Annotated in this window: 20 protein-coding genes; 13 read left to right on the forward strand and 7 right to left on the reverse strand. The window is 31.4% G+C overall.

What is annotated here, in order from left to right; translation table 11 throughout:
- Positions 1-242 precede the first annotated feature (242 nt).
- A complete protein-coding gene (locus KZH69_RS20610) occupies positions 243-431 on the reverse strand; it encodes a hypothetical protein (protein ID WP_255558506.1) in 189 nt (62 codons plus the stop codon).
- A gap of 81 nt (positions 432-512) precedes the next feature.
- Here KZH69_RS20610 and KZH69_RS18700 point away from each other — a divergent pair, with 81 nt between their 5' ends.
- On the forward strand, positions 513-893 hold the full coding sequence (locus KZH69_RS18700) for a pyrophosphohydrolase domain-containing protein (RefSeq protein WP_219318998.1): 381 nt from the start codon (positions 513-515) through the stop codon (positions 891-893).
- A gap of 99 nt (positions 894-992) precedes the next feature.
- Here the strand turns inward: KZH69_RS18700 and KZH69_RS18705 are convergent, their stop codons facing one another.
- A complete protein-coding gene (locus KZH69_RS18705) occupies positions 993-2060 on the reverse strand; it encodes a branched-chain amino acid aminotransferase (RefSeq protein ID WP_219318999.1) in 1068 nt (355 codons plus the stop codon).
- A 310-nt stretch (positions 2061-2370) separates the two neighbouring features.
- Here KZH69_RS18705 and mnmC2 point away from each other — a divergent pair, with 310 nt between their 5' ends.
- The 3 genes from mnmC2 to KZH69_RS18720 all read left to right on the forward strand — a co-directional run bounded on the left by mnmC2 (position 2371) and on the right by KZH69_RS18720 (position 3796).
- The gene (gene mnmC2 / locus KZH69_RS18710) at positions 2371-3030 is read left to right on the forward strand and encodes a tRNA (5-methylaminomethyl-2-thiouridine)(34)-methyltransferase MnmC2 (protein WP_219319000.1); all 660 of its coding nucleotides are present in this window, start codon (positions 2371-2373) and stop codon (positions 3028-3030) included.
- Between the two features lie 151 nt (positions 3031-3181).
- Positions 3182-3379 carry a hypothetical protein gene (locus KZH69_RS18715; RefSeq protein ID WP_219319001.1) on the forward strand — a complete coding sequence of 66 codons (198 nt, stop codon included), beginning with the start codon at positions 3182-3184 and terminating at the stop codon, positions 3377-3379.
- 216 nt (positions 3380-3595) lie between these two features.
- Positions 3596-3796 carry a hypothetical protein gene (locus tag KZH69_RS18720; RefSeq protein ID WP_219319002.1) on the forward strand — a complete coding sequence of 67 codons (201 nt, stop codon included), beginning with the start codon at positions 3596-3598 and terminating at the stop codon, positions 3794-3796.
- Between the two features lie 39 nt (positions 3797-3835).
- On the opposite strand, the gene KZH69_RS18725 is transcribed toward KZH69_RS18720, so the two are convergent.
- On the reverse strand, positions 3836-4777 hold the full coding sequence (locus KZH69_RS18725) for a hydrogen peroxide-inducible genes activator (protein ID WP_219319003.1): 942 nt from the start codon (positions 4775-4777) through the stop codon (positions 3836-3838).
- Between the two features lie 186 nt (positions 4778-4963).
- On the opposite strand from KZH69_RS18725, the gene KZH69_RS18730 reads away from it, so the two are divergent.
- The 3 genes from KZH69_RS18730 (at position 4964) to can (ending at position 8544) form a co-directional block, all read left to right on the forward strand.
- On the forward strand, positions 4964-5434 hold the full coding sequence (locus KZH69_RS18730; protein WP_219319004.1) for a Dps family protein: 471 nt from the start codon (positions 4964-4966) through the stop codon (positions 5432-5434).
- A gap of 725 nt (positions 5435-6159) precedes the next feature.
- Positions 6160-7815, forward strand: a complete 1656-nt coding sequence (locus KZH69_RS18735) for a SulP family inorganic anion transporter (protein WP_219319005.1) — start codon at positions 6160-6162, stop codon at positions 7813-7815.
- A 90-nt stretch (positions 7816-7905) separates the two neighbouring features.
- Positions 7906-8544: a carbonate dehydratase gene (gene can, locus KZH69_RS18740; protein ID WP_219319006.1), complete on the forward strand. Its 639-nt coding sequence runs from the start codon at positions 7906-7908 to the stop codon at positions 8542-8544.
- 50 nt (positions 8545-8594) lie between these two features.
- Here can and KZH69_RS18745 read toward each other — a convergent pair whose 3' ends face one another.
- The 4 genes from KZH69_RS18745 to KZH69_RS18760 form a co-directional block, all read right to left on the reverse strand.
- Entirely contained in the window at positions 8595-9797 is a 1203-nt protein-coding gene (locus KZH69_RS18745) for an LETM1-related biofilm-associated protein (RefSeq protein WP_219319007.1), read from the reverse strand.
- Between the two features lie 224 nt (positions 9798-10021).
- Positions 10022-10591, reverse strand: a complete 570-nt coding sequence (locus tag KZH69_RS18750; protein ID WP_219319008.1) for a YdeI/OmpD-associated family protein — start codon at positions 10589-10591, stop codon at positions 10022-10024.
- Positions 10592-10608: 17 nt separating this feature from the next.
- Positions 10609-11136, reverse strand: coding sequence for a superoxide dismutase family protein (locus KZH69_RS18755; RefSeq protein WP_219319009.1), 528 nt, complete (start codon positions 11134-11136; stop codon positions 10609-10611).
- Between the two features lie 72 nt (positions 11137-11208).
- Entirely contained in the window at positions 11209-11733 is a 525-nt protein-coding gene (locus KZH69_RS18760) for a DUF8685 domain-containing protein (protein ID WP_219319010.1), read from the reverse strand.
- A 130-nt stretch (positions 11734-11863) separates the two neighbouring features.
- On the opposite strand from KZH69_RS18760, the gene KZH69_RS18765 reads away from it, so the two are divergent.
- The 6 genes from KZH69_RS18765 to KZH69_RS18790 all read left to right on the forward strand — a co-directional run bounded on the left by KZH69_RS18765 (position 11864) and on the right by KZH69_RS18790 (position 16874).
- Positions 11864-12295 (forward strand): META domain-containing protein, encoded by a 432-nt coding sequence (locus tag KZH69_RS18765; RefSeq protein WP_219319011.1) that lies wholly within the window; start codon positions 11864-11866, stop codon positions 12293-12295.
- A gap of 43 nt (positions 12296-12338) precedes the next feature.
- Positions 12339-12845: a DUF4251 domain-containing protein gene (locus KZH69_RS18770; protein ID WP_219319012.1), complete on the forward strand. Its 507-nt coding sequence runs from the start codon at positions 12339-12341 to the stop codon at positions 12843-12845.
- Positions 12846-12969: 124 nt separating this feature from the next.
- Positions 12970-14214, forward strand: coding sequence for a BamA/TamA family outer membrane protein (locus tag KZH69_RS18775; RefSeq protein ID WP_219319013.1), 1245 nt, complete (start codon positions 12970-12972; stop codon positions 14212-14214).
- Positions 14215-14341: 127 nt separating this feature from the next.
- Positions 14342-14824 (forward strand): hypothetical protein, encoded by a 483-nt coding sequence (locus KZH69_RS18780; protein ID WP_219319014.1) that lies wholly within the window; start codon positions 14342-14344, stop codon positions 14822-14824.
- Between the two features lie 226 nt (positions 14825-15050).
- A complete protein-coding gene (locus tag KZH69_RS18785) occupies positions 15051-15809 on the forward strand; it encodes a hypothetical protein (RefSeq protein WP_219319015.1) in 759 nt (252 codons plus the stop codon).
- Positions 15810-15953: 144 nt separating this feature from the next.
- On the forward strand, positions 15954-16874 hold the full coding sequence (locus KZH69_RS18790) for a transporter (protein WP_219319016.1): 921 nt from the start codon (positions 15954-15956) through the stop codon (positions 16872-16874).
- The last annotated feature ends 45 nt before the right edge of the window (positions 16875-16919 follow it).

A 16919-nucleotide genomic window follows, 5' to 3' on the forward strand; every position in this document is an offset into this window, starting at 1 on the left:
ATTAGGAGGCTGGAAAGGTTATCTTTCAGAGAGAAAACCTGGCATCACAACCTTTTGGATTGGTCTTCAAAAATTCGCCGCAATTATGCAAGGCTGGATGCTTTTTAGAGATGTGTCCAGACGGTAGACAGTGATGTGGGCTTTTTTTTGTAAAATTCTAAAATTAAGATTTTAAGATTTACAAGATAGAATGTTATGGCTCTGTTTGAAATCTTAGACTCTTAGAAGCTTAGTTACTGTTATTAGTGCTTAAAGTAAATTTTGATAACAAATAATAAACCTATAAATATCAAAAATCCGATTAAGATTTTATAATTTCCTTTGTAAAAAACTTTATGAAGATTAGCGTCTTGTCGATAAGCAAAAACCATTGCTATAACAAAAGCGATAAAAAAACAGAGAGCAAATACTAATTGACCTTGACTGAACATGTTGAAATATTTTTTGGTAAATTTAGGTAATAGTTTAGAAATAGTTGTTAATTTTCCATCTCAAATCAATAGTTTTAAAGGATGGAAAAACAAATCAACGCTGTTAAGGAATTTCATACGGCATTTAGGATAGGACATAGCGAAACGCCAATAGGCAGTTTAGGAGAAGCGAAGAATATTCTTCGTTATAATTTGATGAAAGAAGAAAATGAAGAATATCTGGAAGCAGTTCAGAATAATGATTTGGTAGAAATTGCAGATGCGCTAGGGGATATGATGTATATTCTTTGCGGTACAATTATTGAACATGGTCTGCAACATAAAATTGAAGCAGTATTTGATGAAATTCAACGTTCCAATATGAGTAAATTGGGCGAAGACGGAAATCCTATTTATCGTGAAGATGGAAAAGTAATGAAAGGACCTAATTATTTCAAGCCCGATTTCTCGAAGCTTATTTAGAAAAAAACGCCACTGGTAAACATAAAAAAAAAGCGATTTTCAAATTGAAAATCGCTTTTTATAACTTAAATCTGCAATCTTGATTCTGCAGTCTGAAATCTATACTTTAACTGTCCATCCAAAAGTGTCTTCGGTTAGTTTGTTTTGAAGGTTTGTTAGTTTTTCTTTCAATAAAGAAGCATACGAATTTTCAATTTTTGGTAATTCATAATAAACATCTTTGTATGAGTAACCTGCAATTGGGTTAACAACTGCTGCAGTACCAGCACCAAAAATCTCTTTTAAAGTTCCGTTTTTTGAAGCTTCAACAAGTTCAGAAACCAATACAGGACGAACCTCTACTGGGATTCCTTCTTTTTTGGCCATATCGATAAGACTTTTCCGGGTAACACCATCTAGGATACGCTCACTTACAGGTGCAGTCAATAAAGTATCGTTTATTCTAAAGAATACATTCATAGTACCAGCTTCCTCAAGTTTGGTATGTGTGGCATCATCAGTCCAGATTACTTGTTGGAATCCTTCTTTATTAGCCAATGTAGTGGGATAGAATTGTGCAGCGTAGTTACCGGCAGCTTTGGCAGCACCGATACCTCCGTTGGCAGCTCTACTGTAATGTTCAGCAATTAATACTTTTACTTCTCCAGAATAATACGCTTTTGCAGGAGATAATAATATCATGAATTTATAATCTTCTGATGGATTAGCAACTACACCAGTTCCGGTTGCAATCATAAAAGGTCTTATGTACATTGTACTTCCATTTCCTTTTTTTACCCAAGCCTCATCTAATTTGAGTAATTGTTTCAAACCTTCCATGAAAATAAATTCAGTAACTTCCGGCATAGCCATTCTAACAGCTGATGTGTTGAAACGTTTGTAGTTTTCATCTGGTCTAAAAAGCCAAATATCATTATTGTCATCTTTGTAAGCTTTCATTCCTTCAAAAATGGCCTGACCATAATGGAATACTTTGGCCGATGGATCAAGTAGGAAAGGGGCATACGGTTTAATAACAGGTTGTTGCCATTCTCCATTGATGTAATCACATTCAAATAAATGATCCGTAAATACGGATCCAAAGCTTAAATTATCAAAATCTACTTCGTTTATTTTTGAAGTCGGTGCTTTTATTATCTCTATTTTGTTGGCTTGAGTGGTACTCATAATTGTTACTTATATTGTTTTAAAAAAAATAGTTATTTAGTTAATAAAACGGTTGGGTTAAAAAAGTTTTCTATTACCAGTAATATTGTTTGCAAAATTAAATAAAAATCAGATAAATACTTGTCAAAATATCATTAATTATGGTGTTTAACTGTGATTTAATTATTGTATAATTTTATTTGGAAAATGATGTGAAATTCTATGGATTATATAAAAAATATCCTTTTTAGATAGCGATAAGAAATTCTTTTATTTAATTTTGAAAAGATTATAGTGTTTGAAAATGCTATATAACCTCAATAAACATATTTTGGAAAGAGAAATTATACACACGCTTGACGGTTCTACAACAATTCATATCAAAGAATGGAATGAATGTTATCATTCTAAACATGGTGCGATACAGGAAGCTAAGCATGTTTTTATAAAAAATGGATTGGCATTATTTTCAAATCAAAAAGTTTCAATTTTAGAAATAGGATTTGGAACAGGATTAAATGCTTTTATAACCTATTTGGAGGCTCAAAATTTAGGTCAATCTATCGATTATGTTGGAGTAGAAGCCTATCCAATTTCGGAACAGGAAATTCAGTCTATGAATTATTTGGATGAACTGAATGCTTTAGATTCAAAAACTATTTTTGATCAAATGCATGCTGCAAATTGGGAAGTAAAAAACGATTTGTCTGAGACCTTTACTTTGACCAAAAGAAAACAATTTTTCGAGGAAATTGATGATATTGAGAAATTCGATTTGATTTATTTTGATGCCTTTGGTTATCGCGTACAACCTGAACTCTGGAGTACTTCGATATTTGAGAAAATGTACAAAGCACTTAAGCCAAATTCAGTTTTAGTGACCTATGCTGCACGAGGCGTTGTTAAACGAAGCATGATAGAAGTTGGGTTTACCGTCGAAAAACTAGCCGGACCACCTGGAAAAAGAGAAATGTTTAGGGCTAGAAAGTAAGTTTTGAATTAGATATAGATTAAAAAAAAGACATTTACGAAAACGATATAATATTGATATTTCTTTGTTAAAAAAATATTTAGTTATAAAAAAAAATGTACATTTACATCACGTTAAAATCAAGATCTAACCCCAAAAATCTTAATTTATTATGTCTAAAATAATGTTTGATTACACAAAATCTGTGCTAGAGAGAGTGAGTTTTGATCCTGTACTTTTTTGCAAAGAACTTGAAAAAGCAATTCGAACACTTTTGCCTTTCGAACTGGATCAATTAAGAGAGTGGCTATTTAACTTCACAATCGAAAAACCAGAATTGAAGCAATGTTTAGTAATTGTAAACCCATAAAAAAAAGGAACCAATTTATTTGGTTCCTTTTTTGATTTTCATTGGTTTAAACTTTTGGATAAGATTGTATGAATGTAATTTTTTAATTACTAATTATATGTATTGTATGCATTTGGTCTAGTATATTTGTATTTAACGGATTTATTTCTTTGTAAGATTGATTTATTTCAATACTTTTGATGTTGTTACTAATTAAAATATTTAAACCTTTTTGTTATGTCTAGAATGATTTATGATTATACAAAAACGGTACTCGAAAGAGTAAGCTTTGATCCTGTTCTTTTTGAAAGAGAGTTAAAAAAAGCAATCAGGAATTTACTGCCATATGAAATTGAACATTTAAGAAATTGGTTGATGTTCTTTACTAATGAAAAACCGGAACTAAAAAAATGTTTGATTTATATAGAGGTGAATTAATTAAAAAAGGAACCAATTTAGGTTCCTTTTTTTATGGGATTATTTTTTCAACAGCGGACTTACAATTTGAACATTTTGAAAGACTATAGCGCCTTTTACAACACCTGCTATGGTGCTTCGTAAGGCATCGATTATTTGAATTTTTAACTCACTTTTTGGGTAAATTAAACTCACTTCGCGAGCCGGTTTAGGCTCTTTGAAATGTCTCAGTTTTAGTTTATCGGATTCCTTTAAATCTAAAGTATGCAAATAGGGTAATAAAGTTGTTCCCAGCCCTTCGTCAGCCAATTTAATTAATGTTTCAAAACTTCCACTTTCTATTTGAAATGATTTTAGACCTGACTCATTTCTGTTTTTGCATAAGTTTAAAATACCATCTCTAAAACAATGACCGTCTTGCAGTAATAAAATATCATTAATGTTAAGGTCGTCTATTTCAATTTCCTCTTTTTTAAAAATCGCATTGTTTTCGGGTATATAAGCAACAAAAGGTTCGAAATAAAGTACTATTTCTTTAATTTTTTCATCTTCTAATGGTGTTGCGGCGATGGCAGCATCGAGATTTCCGTTTTTTAATTTTGTAATAATTTCCTCGGTATTTAGTTCCTCAATGATTAACTTTACTTTTGGATATTTTTTGATGAAATTATTCAAAAACATTGGAAGTAAAGTTGGCATAATGGTTGGGATAATTCCGAGTCTGAATTCACCGCCAATAAAACCTTTTTGTTGTTCTACAATATCTTGAATACGATCAGCCTCGTTAACAATATTTTTGGCTTGGTTTACAATTTTTTGACCAATATCAGTTAATTGAATAGGTTTTTTGGTACGGTCGAAGATTTGTATACTCAGTTCGTCTTCAATTTTTTGAATTTGCATACTCAATGTGGGCTGAGTGACAAAACATTTTTCGGCGGCCAGAGTGAAGTTTTTGTGTTCGGCTACAGCCAATACATATTTAAGTTGTGTGATTGTCATCGGATAGTATCTTTTTATGCAAATATAAAAACAATCAATTTAATTTATAGTAGTTTTTTGAGTTTAATAAATAAATTTGATGAAAAATATAAAAAAAGATGTGCAGTATTGTTGTAATTTTAAGGCTACATCCTAATTTAATGAATAGTTACAAAGAAAAGTTGGAAACAAAATAAATAAAAAAGCATGAAACTAAACACAATTGGATTACCGGTAGAAGAATCAGAAGTTATAATAGTTGAATTGAATGTACTTTTGTCTAATTATCAAATTTACTATCAAAGTCTAAGAGGTTTGCATTGGAATATTAGGGGAAGACGTTTCTTTGATTTGCATCTAAAATTTGAGGAACTTTACAATGATTCTCATCTGAAAATTGATTTAATCGCTGAAAGAGTTTTAACTCTCGGCGGAAGACCTTTGCATACCTTTGAGGATTATATTAAATTCAATCAATTGCCAGTGGGAAAGAATATTTCAAATGATGAAGCTGGTATTGAATTAATAGTAAATTCACTTTCCCAATTATTAAAAATCGAGAGAGAAATTCTAAAGAAAGCTTCTGAGATTAATGATGAGGGAACCAATTCTTTGATGAGTGATTTTATTGTAGAACAAGAAAAAACAATTTGGATGATGAATGCTTGGTTAGAATAATGTTCATAATTCTGACTGATTTTAAATGAAGCCTAAATGATTTTTATTTCATTTAGGCTTTTTTAAAGATGTTAAAATTAGATTAATTTTTTAGCATTAAGTTTTACAGTTCAGTTTGTATCAGTTATTTTTGCCGCTATGAAAATCTTTGCAAGTATAGTATTGTTGTTTTTTGTTTTATTTCTGTTAGGGCCAACAATTGTGGCTTGCTTGGAAAAAAACAAGGATTCTACTAGCTTATGTGAAGATTGCAATTCACGTTCTTCGTCTATTGAAGAAATAAAACATGATATAAAATATTATACGTTCAATCCTTTTTTAGAAATGTCTTTTTTTGATGTAGAAAAAGGTTCAGGACTTATAATTTTTGAAAATTTATCTAAGCATGATTTAATTTGTGCGTCGATATTTATCCCTCCCCCAAATAACGTTTAGTTTTTTAGTAATTAAAAATCATTGATTGGTTATTTATAAATCATTTTTTTTGCAGGTAAACGGTTGTTGATGTTTTTCATATAAGAGTAATGTTGCGATTTTAATTTAAAATTGGAAGCATACGATTATAGGTAATGTCATCTGGATATTTGCTAAAGTGAATAGTTTTATATTTATTCCTGGACTCTTTGTTTTTAGGACTTCGGTACTTTTCAGTGTTGAAATTCAACCTCTGCAGCATTGTGTTGCAAAGGAAAACTATATTTAATTTTATATGATTAATTTATATTATGTCAAAAAAAACTAATCTTTTTACTTATTTTAAATCTGATTTTGCATCAGGTTTAGTTGTTTTTTTAGTGGCGTTACCACTTTGTTTAGGAATTGCAATGGCTTCTGGGGCACCATTGTTTTCAGGAATTATTTCAGGAATAATAGGAGGTATAGTCGTCGGATATTTAAGCCAATCTCAATTAAGCGTTTCAGGACCAGCTGCTGGCTTGACGGCTATTATATTGACAGCAATCACTGATTTGGGTGCTTTTGATGTATTTTTAACGGCTGTTTTTATAGCGGGACTAATTCAATTGGCCTTAGGTTTTCTTAAAGCAGGAAGTATTTCTAATTACTTTCCAACCAATGTAATTGAAGGGATGTTAGCAGGTATTGGAGTTATCATCATCATGAAACAATTGCCACATGCTTTTGGGTATGATGCTGATTTTGAAGGTGATGAGGCTTTCCTGCAGGTGAGCGACAATAATACTTTTTCAGCTTTGTTTGATGTTATAAATCATCTGCAATTAGGAGCAATATTGATTACTTCAATTTCGATAGCGATTTTAATTATGTGGGACAAGGTGTCTGCTTTAAAAAAATTAAAGTTGGTTCCAGGTGCATTGGTCGCCGTAATTGTTGGTGTTTTATTGAATGAGTTTTTTATTGCTTCAGATAGTTCTTTGGCTATCGGAAAAGAGCATTTAGTTTCGTTGCCAATTCCAACAAGTGTAGAGGAATTTAAAGCAATTATTGTAACCCCAAATTTTGCAGGAATCATGAATCCAAAAGTTTGGGTTGTAGGTTTGACTATAGCCATAGTAGCTTCTATTGAAACTTTATTGTGTATCGAAGCTGCTGATAGAATGGATGTTCACAAACGTTTTACTAACACGAATGTTGAATTAAAAGCACAAGGTGTTGGGAATGTATTAAGTTCACTTTTGGGTGGTTTGCCTATGACATCTGTTGTGGTTCGAACTTCTGCAAATAATGCGGCTGGTGCCAAATCAAAATTGTCAGCAATCATTCATGGAGTATTATTATTGGTGTCTGTACTTACTATTCCTTTTCTTTTAAATAAAATACCTTTAGCGACATTAGCAGCGGTATTAATTTTGGTTGGATATAAATTAGCAAAACCAGCAACATTCAAACATTTTTGGAGCTATGGAAAATACCAATTTTTGCCTTTTATCGCTACATTTTTAGGTGTAGTATTCACTGATTTATTGAAAGGGGTTGCTTTAGGAATTGCGATTAGTATTGTATTTATATTAAGAGGAAATCTTAAAAGAGCATATAGTTTTAGAAAAGAAGAATATGTTGATGGCGACGTTATACATATTGATTTAGCTCAGGAAGTTTCTTTCTTGAATAAAGCGGCTATAAAATTGACATTGGCAAATATCCCTGAGAACAGTAAGGTGGTTATTAATGCCCATGATACCGTGTATATAGCTCACGATATTTTGGATTTGTTACATGAATTTAAGACTACAAGAGCAATAGACGATAATATTAAGGTGAAACTAAAAGGATTCAAAAAAGAATATGCATTGGAGAACAGTGCCGAATCTCAAAACCACGTAACCATCGAACATCATTATGATTTTGTTAAAAGAGAAATGGTTAAGAAGACTGTTGTAAAAGAAGAATTTCCAGAATAATTTGTGAATTTAAAAGTATTAAAACTTTTAAACTGTTACTTTGTATTATATTTAACTCGAAAAAAAGATAGACCTAAAAAAAGAATTAAAATGAGTGATTTCTATAAAAAAATATTAGATAATAATAAGCAATGGGTTGAAAATCAATTGAATATTGATCCTGATTATTTTAACGACTTAGCTAAAGGACAAACTCCGCCGTTATTGTGGATTGGCTGTTCGGATAGTCGTGTTCCTGCAAATGAAATTATCGGAGCTAAGCCTGGAGAAGTTTTTGTTCACAGAAATATTGCCAACATGGTGATTCATTCGGATATGAACATGTTAAGCGTATTGGATTATGCCGTAAATGTTTTAAAAGTAAAACACGTTATTGTATGTGGTCATTATGGCTGTGGGGGGGTAAAAACGGCTATGGGGAACCAATCTGTTGGAATAATTGACAACTGGATTCGCCACATAAAAGATATTTACCGTTTGCATCATGTTTATCTTGATTCGATTATTGATGAAAAAGAGCGATTTAATAAATTTGTTGAAATCAATGTAAAAGAACAAGTTTATGATTTGGCCAAGACTTCAATAGTGCAATCGGCATGGAACAACGGACAGGAATTGAGTATTCATGGATGGGTTTATGGTTTGAATTCAGGTTTTGTTACCGATTTGGGAGTGAATTTCAGTTCAGACAAAGATTTGGATGGAGTATACCAATTAAAATTTGAATAAAAATAACATTGTTTTAAAAAAAAGCTGCTCGAAAGCAGCTTTTTTTATGATTAATCGTCATTGTCCAGATTTTCATTAAATGCTGATGGTAAGAGCGTAGGGATAAACTTAATTAAAATTGGCAATAGTAAACTACCTCCAGGAAGCAAAAATATAGTTAATGATGGAACCGTTTTGCAAATTTCCAATAATTGTTTTTTTACTTTTTTCTTTTCTTTTTCATCTAAATCTCTATGTGTAGAATGAGCTAGAAGTAGCATTAATTCTTTGCTTTGAATAATTTCCTTCAGTAATCTTGTTTTATTACGGGAAATTAAGGTAATGACACTTTGTGTGGTTTGATCATAAAAATGCTTTACAGGATTCGAATAATTGAAATAGGGAATTTCTTTTTTATGTTTGGCAATAAAACCATCTGTATTGATAATGCTTTGTGCTACAAATTCATCTTCAATATGTAAGGCTTTGGCCAAAGTATGCAAATAATAAGCTTCGCTATTTTCGATAACTCCGTCGCTCCATAAAGCCATTCCTGCCATGTCAATAAGATATTTTTTTTCCAATTCGGCAGTGAAATAGTCCAGTTCTAAATTTTCTAAAGTAATATTCTCTTTTTTAGAAAACTTACTGTATCGTATGGAGGCTTCAAATAATTTGATTAACAAATCATCATATTGAGATTTGTTCGTTTTTAGTTTTAAAGCAAGAATGACAATATTGACAATAGTTTCCTCTATCTTTTTAAGATATTTTTCAGGAATTTCACCATGAATCAAATATTGGCGAAAAGCCAAAACATCAATAAATAATAACGCATTGGTAACTAGATGCGAAAAATTTTTATTGATTATATTTTCATTGGTTTGTACACGTTGGTCAATAATTTTTTCCAATGTTAAAGCACTGGTGTTTTTGGGTAATATTTTTTTAAATAGACTAAAACCTTCGGGATGCATTTGTTTATAAAAGGCATTGACTTGTTCGATAAATAAATCTGGATTTTGCTCTTTAGTGGTTAACGAAAAAATACCATATAAAGCATTTAGCAAGGCAATTTTGGAAATTTCATCTTTGAACCAACCTTTGGTGTCAATTTTGAAAGAAGTGTCAAATGAAATAATGTGACCGTATATGAAGCCTGTATTCCTTAATTTTTGATAAAATAAATCTTCAGTGTCAGATACAATGTGTTCTGATAACTTTAGTTTTGTAAAGAATTTATCGATCCAACCAGATGCTGAAGGGTTAATCATTGCTTAGTTTTGATTTTGCAAAGCTATGTTTTTTTATGAATCAATAGGTATCTCTAAGAGTTATAAAATTAAATCTCTGAGCTTTTTTGTGAAATCTCTATTTTTTAATTCTGGAAATTTAAGATTCAATAATTCAGAGTATTGATGCGTCAATTTTGTTATTCAAAGGCTTGGCAGTATGTTTTAGTTGTTATTTGTTTATAAACAAATAATGATCAATAAAATTAGTCTCTAGATTTTTTATTTTGCTTACAAAGATCAATAATGGTTGTAATTCTATTGTTTCTAGTTTCAGTTCTTTTGGCCTGATTGAGCCAATACAGATAGCTTTTTCTATAGGAAGGACTGAAATTTTGATAGTTTTCATAAGCAATTTTATTTTGTTCGAAAGCTAGCCCTAAATCCTCAGGAATTATTAAATCTTCAACAGCGTCTAATGAAGTCCATGTGCCGTTTTGCTTTGCCGCTTCTATTTTGGCTAATCCACTTTCATGCATTAAATTGTCAGCAATGAGTTTTTCGATATAGGTTTTGTTCAGTTTACTCCAAACGCTTTTGTCTTTTCTGGGCGAAAAAAATTGCTTTCGGCTATGTTCGTCAACGTTTTTAACAGTAGAATCAATCCAGCCATAACAAATGGCTATTTGGACGGCTTCTTCCCAACGCATACTTTCAAAAGGACTGCTTACTCTATAAAATATTAAATACACACCAGTTGACAAATGATGATTGTTGTGTAACCATTCTCGCCAAGCTGCTGTGTTTTTAAAATAATGATGTTCCTTTTCTTTCAAGAGAATTTTCTATTGCTTTATTTTATTATGGCTGAACATGCTACTCTCGCACCAGCATTTCCAGTGGGTTGAGTCACAAAATCATCTGCTCCTTGGTGAACAATAAGTCCCTTGTCTAAGATGTCTTTCGTTGTATCGCCACAACCTATACACCATTCATCAGTAGTCAAAGTGATGGTGCCGTTCCCTTTTTCATCAGCCGTAAAGTTACCAATATCTCCTTTATGATATTCTCCTTCTCCCCATTTTCCGTGTTTTTTGAAGGTAGGATTCCAGTGTCCTCCGGCAGAACTTCCGTCAGCGGCCGAACAGTCTGATTTTTCATGAATGTGAATGGCATGAATTCCAGGTTGCAATCCAGCGATTTTTGCAACAAAAGTTACTTTGCCATTTTTCTCTGTAAAAGTCGCCGTTCCAGTGACTTTACTATTACTTTTTGATTCAAAAACTAAATTTAATTTTTTCGAATCGCTCGAATTACCGCTGCTTTTACAGCCTATAATTACTGCAAAAACAATAACAACAGGAAGAATTATTTTTTTCATGATTTTAAAATTTTAATTGGATTATAAAATTACGTATAAAAAAGCGTATTAAAATTAATTGTTTCTTAAAATCTATTTTGACTTTTCTCCGATAAAATGATTGGTAGGTGATTTAAATAATATATTGAAAGAAGTTAAACTACCATAAATGCGGGTGAGGTGTTGTTGTAATTCTATTTTTTCAATTTCTTCTATTTTACTACTGTTTATCTTTTGCTCCATCACACGCAATCGGTCACGAACCATTATGATTTTATGAAAAAAAGTGTCAATCGGGATTTCTTTGGAGGCCAATCCGGCCTGGCCCGGTTCTAAAATTAGTTTCCCCCCTTTCCATTTGTCTCCAATTGGAACAATTTCTGAAACATCGGACCATTTTTTCAATAGATCTCTCAGGCTCTTTTCAACCTCCGAAAAACTTACGGTATCTACTTCATCTACAGTGGCTTCTATAATTTTGAATTCGTCGTTTAGAGCAATAGTTTCCAGTCCATTTTCTATAAACGTAACCCAATATTCTTTGGAAGAAACATTGGTTACTACTCCTTTTCCATATTCTGGATGTTCAATTCGAGAACCTATTCCTAGTATTGTCATAATCGTTTATCTTTTTTACGAAAATAATCATACCTTTTTAATAATGCAAATTTGATAATGCATCGGTTTTTTTTCTTATTAATTTTTCTTATTTTTACAAGACGCAATTTGAATTTTTAAATAAAGTACTATGAATAAAATCACCTTATTAGTAGTGTTAATTTGCATGAATTTTTCATCGTGCTCAACTTCAAAACCAGTTATGAAATCGGCTTCACTCGAAGGAACTTGGGAACTCAATTATATTACTGGGCCAAGAATTACGTTTGATGGTTTGTATCCCAACAAAAAGCCGACAATTACATTTAATACCAAAGAAAATAAAGTTACAGGTAACAATAGCTGCAATCAGTATTTTGGTGCTTTACTGTTGGATAATGACAAAATTAATTTTAAAGACGCCAAAATAGGGATGACCATGATGGCCTGCGAAGGAAATGGTGATACTGTTTATATGGATACTCTAAATAAAATTGAGCGGTACACAATTTCAGATGATGGTAAAGCATTAAATTTTCTGATTGGGAATGTTGTAATGATGCGATTTACGTATCAACAGTAATTTTGCATTTTAGTTGTCTTTTTTTATTTTAAAAATTAAAGTCATGAAAACAATAATTTTAACTTTTTTTCTGTCTTTTTCAATGCTAATTGGTTTTGCTCAAGAAAAAACGAAACAGCAATTAAAAGAGGAAAAAAAATTAGCAAAACAAAAAGAAGTGGAAGCTCTTGTTGATTCAAAAGAATTTGAATTTCAGGCAACAATGGCATATCCGCAAGGAACACGAAGTATTGATATGACAACGAATTCAAATTTCTTGAGATTTGAAAAAGATACCATTCATAGTGAAATGCCTTATTTTGGACGCGCTTATAGTGGAGTAGGGTATGGAGGTAGTGGAGGTTTGGATTTTAAAGGACCAATACAAAATTATTCGATTGCAAAAGACAAGAAGAGTTATATTATCAAAGCAGAAGTAAAAGACAAAACTGATTTGTACAGTATTGTTTTGACAGTCTTTTTTGAAGGAAATGCTTCTTTGACTATAAATACTTCAAATCGTAGCATGATTAGTTATAGAGGAAGTATTGATAAATTTGTTAAGAAATGATTCTTTCGTATTTATGATTGCTTCATCATGATTATCAATCTAAAATAATAGCAATATTATAGACTTATAGTGCTGTTTTTAGTAAAACTAATTACTAGGATTAGTTGAAAAGTAAAAATCTATTATGATTAAATTTTTGATTCCTTTTTTTATGATTTTGTTGGGTAATCAAACTTTGATTAAAGCTCAAGCTAATTCAGGTATTGATAGTTCCTGTCCTCCCAAAACCATTTTTGAATTGTTTAAAAAAAGAGACTCCGTTTTAATTGTAAAACCAATAAAAAATAGTTTTTTGCTTGTTATTCCTATAATTGGGGTACAACCGGCAACAGGGTTTAGCTATGGGGCGACTGCTCAATATACTTTTAAAGGAGCCGATCTTTCTGATAAATATTCTTCAGCAAATTTAGGAGTGACTTTTACAACCAAAAAACAATTGCTTATTAATGTTAAAAACAATATTTTATTAAAAAATAATAAAATTTACTTAAGGGGTGATTGTAGGTTATATGTTTTTACCCAGCCCAATTATGGCCTAGGGACCAATATTATCCCAAGCGAAAGGAAGAACCCTGATTTTGAAATCGAATCTATTGAGGAACCAATGGATTATAACTATTTTAAGTTCCATCAAACGGCTTCATGGGAAGTTAAACCAAATTTTTATGTTGGTGGAGGTATTGAAATTGATTGGTATTCGTCAATTATTGATAAAAACCTTGATGTAGTAAACGGAAAATGGACCAATCACTACAATTACAGTAAACAAAATGGATTTAATGATACGGAGTATTTTGTAAACGGTGTAAGTCTTAATTTAATTTATGACTCAAGGGATAACCAAATTAACACGAGAAAAGGTTGGTTCGCTAATATCAATTATAGATTTAATGGTGATTTATTTAATGAACAAAAATCAAGTAACGTACTTTATACAGAATTAAGGTATTTTATTCCACTTGATCCCAAAAAGGAACACTTTATTTTAGGTATTTGGGCTTTTGGTCAGTTCGTGACCAATGGAGTTGTTCCATATTTAAATTTGCCTGCCATTGGTTGGGATCAACGTAGTCGGAGTGGGGAGGGATATACACAAGGACTATTTCGGGGCAACAATTTAGCTTACATGCAAGCTGAATTGCGTTTTCCTATAACCTGTAATCAGCTTCTTAGCGGAACAGTTTTTGCAAATTATACAACAACAAGTAATAAACAAGATCATATTGGACTTTTTGAATATGTGCAACCAGCACTGGGTGTTGGATTAAGACTTTTAATCGATAAAGCGACTCGCACCAATCTTGTTATAGATTATGCAATAGGAAATCACTCGAAGGGATTTTATTTAAATGCGGGAGAAACTTTTTAAGTTGTTGCGGGTTGATAAATAGTTGTTTAGAATGAATTTATTTAAAATTTTAAAGATAATTATGATGTTTTTTTTTGATGAGTAATTCTTATATTTGAAACTATATAACTTAATAAAACACACAAACATGAAAAAAGTATTTTTATTATTGGCAGTCGTATTTTCAGCTACAACATTTGCTCAATCAACACTGAAAGATGATGTTGATGTAGTACAATCGGTTTATGGGAAATCAAAAGCAGAATTAGTAACCCAATATATGGCATTAAGCGGAACTCAGGCTGCAGAATTCACAAAAGTGTATGATGCTTATGAAGTCGAGAGAAAAAAACTAGGACAAGAAAAAATTCAATTTATTAATCAATATGCTACAGATTACGCAACACTTACAGATGCTAATGCTGATGCAATTGCTAAAGGAGTTTTGAAAAATAATATGGCATATGATAAATTATACTCTTCATATTATGAAAAAGCTAAAAAAGTAGTTGGAGCTTTAAATGCAACAAAATTCATTCAACTTGAAATTTATTTGCAAACTGAAATCAGAAGCAGTATTCAAAATGCTATTCCTTTTGTTGGTGAATTGGATATGACAAAAGTGAAATAAGTTTATTTAATTTTTATCAAAAAAAAAGAGCGTAATCATAGTGTTGCGCTCTTTTTTTTGTAACTTTAAGTATGCTTTTGGTTGTCAATGGAATAAAGAATATTATTTTATGAATTATAAGTTCTTTTATCATAAAAAGTGTTAATTTTCGCCTCTCTGTTTCAGAAAAAAATGTTAAATTTGTTTATATACTTACCTAATCTTTATAATATTAAAAATATAAATTATGAAAATCACAACTACTCAATTAAGAAGAGCCTTTTTCTTTATGGCTTTTTTCCTTTTTTTTTCTGCTCCGGTTTTTTCACAGGGCGCATCTAAAGATTTTAAAAACTCAGTGAAGTTCAACGTGACCAATACATTGCTTTATGATAATTCATACCAGTTTTCGTATGAAAGGATTATTAAAGAAAATCAGAGTTTAAATGTTTTTGTTGGCTATCAGGAGTTTCCATTAATTACTGTAGATTTAAGTGATGATGCCAGTTTTTCTAAAAACAGTAGTAGGGATGGATTTTCTGTAGGGGCAGATTATAGATTTTATTTAGGGAGCATAAATAAATTCAAAGGTCCAAGAGGTGTGTACTTGGCACCATTTGTAAGTTTTTTCCAATTTGGAACGGATAGAGACATAAATTATACTGATTCTAATAATACTGTTAATACCGTTAATCTTTCTTCAAAGTTTAATTTAACTAATATCGGTGGTGAGTTAGGATATCAGTTCGTGCTATGGGATAGATTTGTTGTGGATTGTGTATTGTTTGGTCCCTCTTTGACACATTATAAATTTAATGCAAAACTAGATGGAAGTATACCAGGCATTGAAGATAATGAAGTTTATCAGAAAGTAATTCAAGCAATAAAAGATAAATTTCCGGGAATCGAAGGTGTAACTGGAGACGAGGGAATTGAAAAAAAAGGAGTACAGTCCATAACTGCTGTAGGGTTTAGATACAATATCAGCATAGGTTATAGATTTTAATGCAACATGAAAGTGAATGATATTTAGACCTCAAATATTTTTTGAGGTTTTTTTAGGTTCAATTTTTAAATTTTGTAAACAAGAAATAAATAGTAATGGACTATAATTATAGAATTTTTTTTTAATTTGTTATAAATTCAGGATATGGTTTTATTTGGCTTTACTTGTGTTAGGAAAACTAATTTGTTATTAGTTCTCCTTCTTTTTATTTGCAATTGGTGTATTGCTCAGGATCTTGAGCCAAGAGCTTATGCCAATATGCCAAAAGATGGTAATGTTGCGGTAGCTAGTTATGGGTTTATGAAAGGAGATGTGGTTTCAGAACCAACTTTGCCTATCAAAGATTTTGTTATTTCAAGTAATAATTTTGGTGTAGGGTATATGCACACTTTTGGTTTTATGGATAAACTAGCCAGAGTACAAGTTGTGCTACCTTATGTAATTATGGATGGGAAAGCTACGGTAAGTGGTGAAGAAATTACAGGTAACCGAACAGGTTTTGGAGATATGCGCATCCGACTTGGAATGAATCTGTTGGGGTCTCCTGCATTGGCCAGAAAAGATTTTGCTCAATACCAGCAAAAAACAATATTTGGAGTAAGCTTAGTGACATTAGTTCCAACGGGGCTTTATTATCCGGATAAAAGAATAAATATAGGAGCAAACCGTTGGGGATTTAAACCTGAAGTAGGAATTTCCAAGCGCTTCAAACATGTTTATGCCGAATTCTATTCAGGTGTTTGGTTTTATACTAAAAATGAGGATTTTTTGGGTGATAAAGACTTGCAACAAGATCCAGTACTCTCCTGTCAAGGTCACGCAAGTTATTATTTCAAAAATCAAATGTGGATTGGGATAAATATAAACTGGTTCAGCGGAGGGAAAATAGTTGTAAATGATTTACCTGCCGGAAGTGCGATTAATAGTTCTAGAATAGGAGTTACGTGGTCTGTGCCTTTGTCAAGGAGTCAATCGGCAAAATTTCAATTCAATACAGGAACCTTCAAAGACATTGGGCTAAATTATGATTCTGTATCACTTTCCTATCAATATGTTTTCTTTTAGATTTTATTAGTATCTTTAATACTATTAAAAATGCCTATGTTAAAC

It is taken from the genome of Flavobacterium taihuense (genome assembly GCF_019351435.1).
GTDB classification, from domain to species: Bacteria; Bacteroidota; Bacteroidia; order Flavobacteriales; family Flavobacteriaceae; genus Flavobacterium; species Flavobacterium taihuense.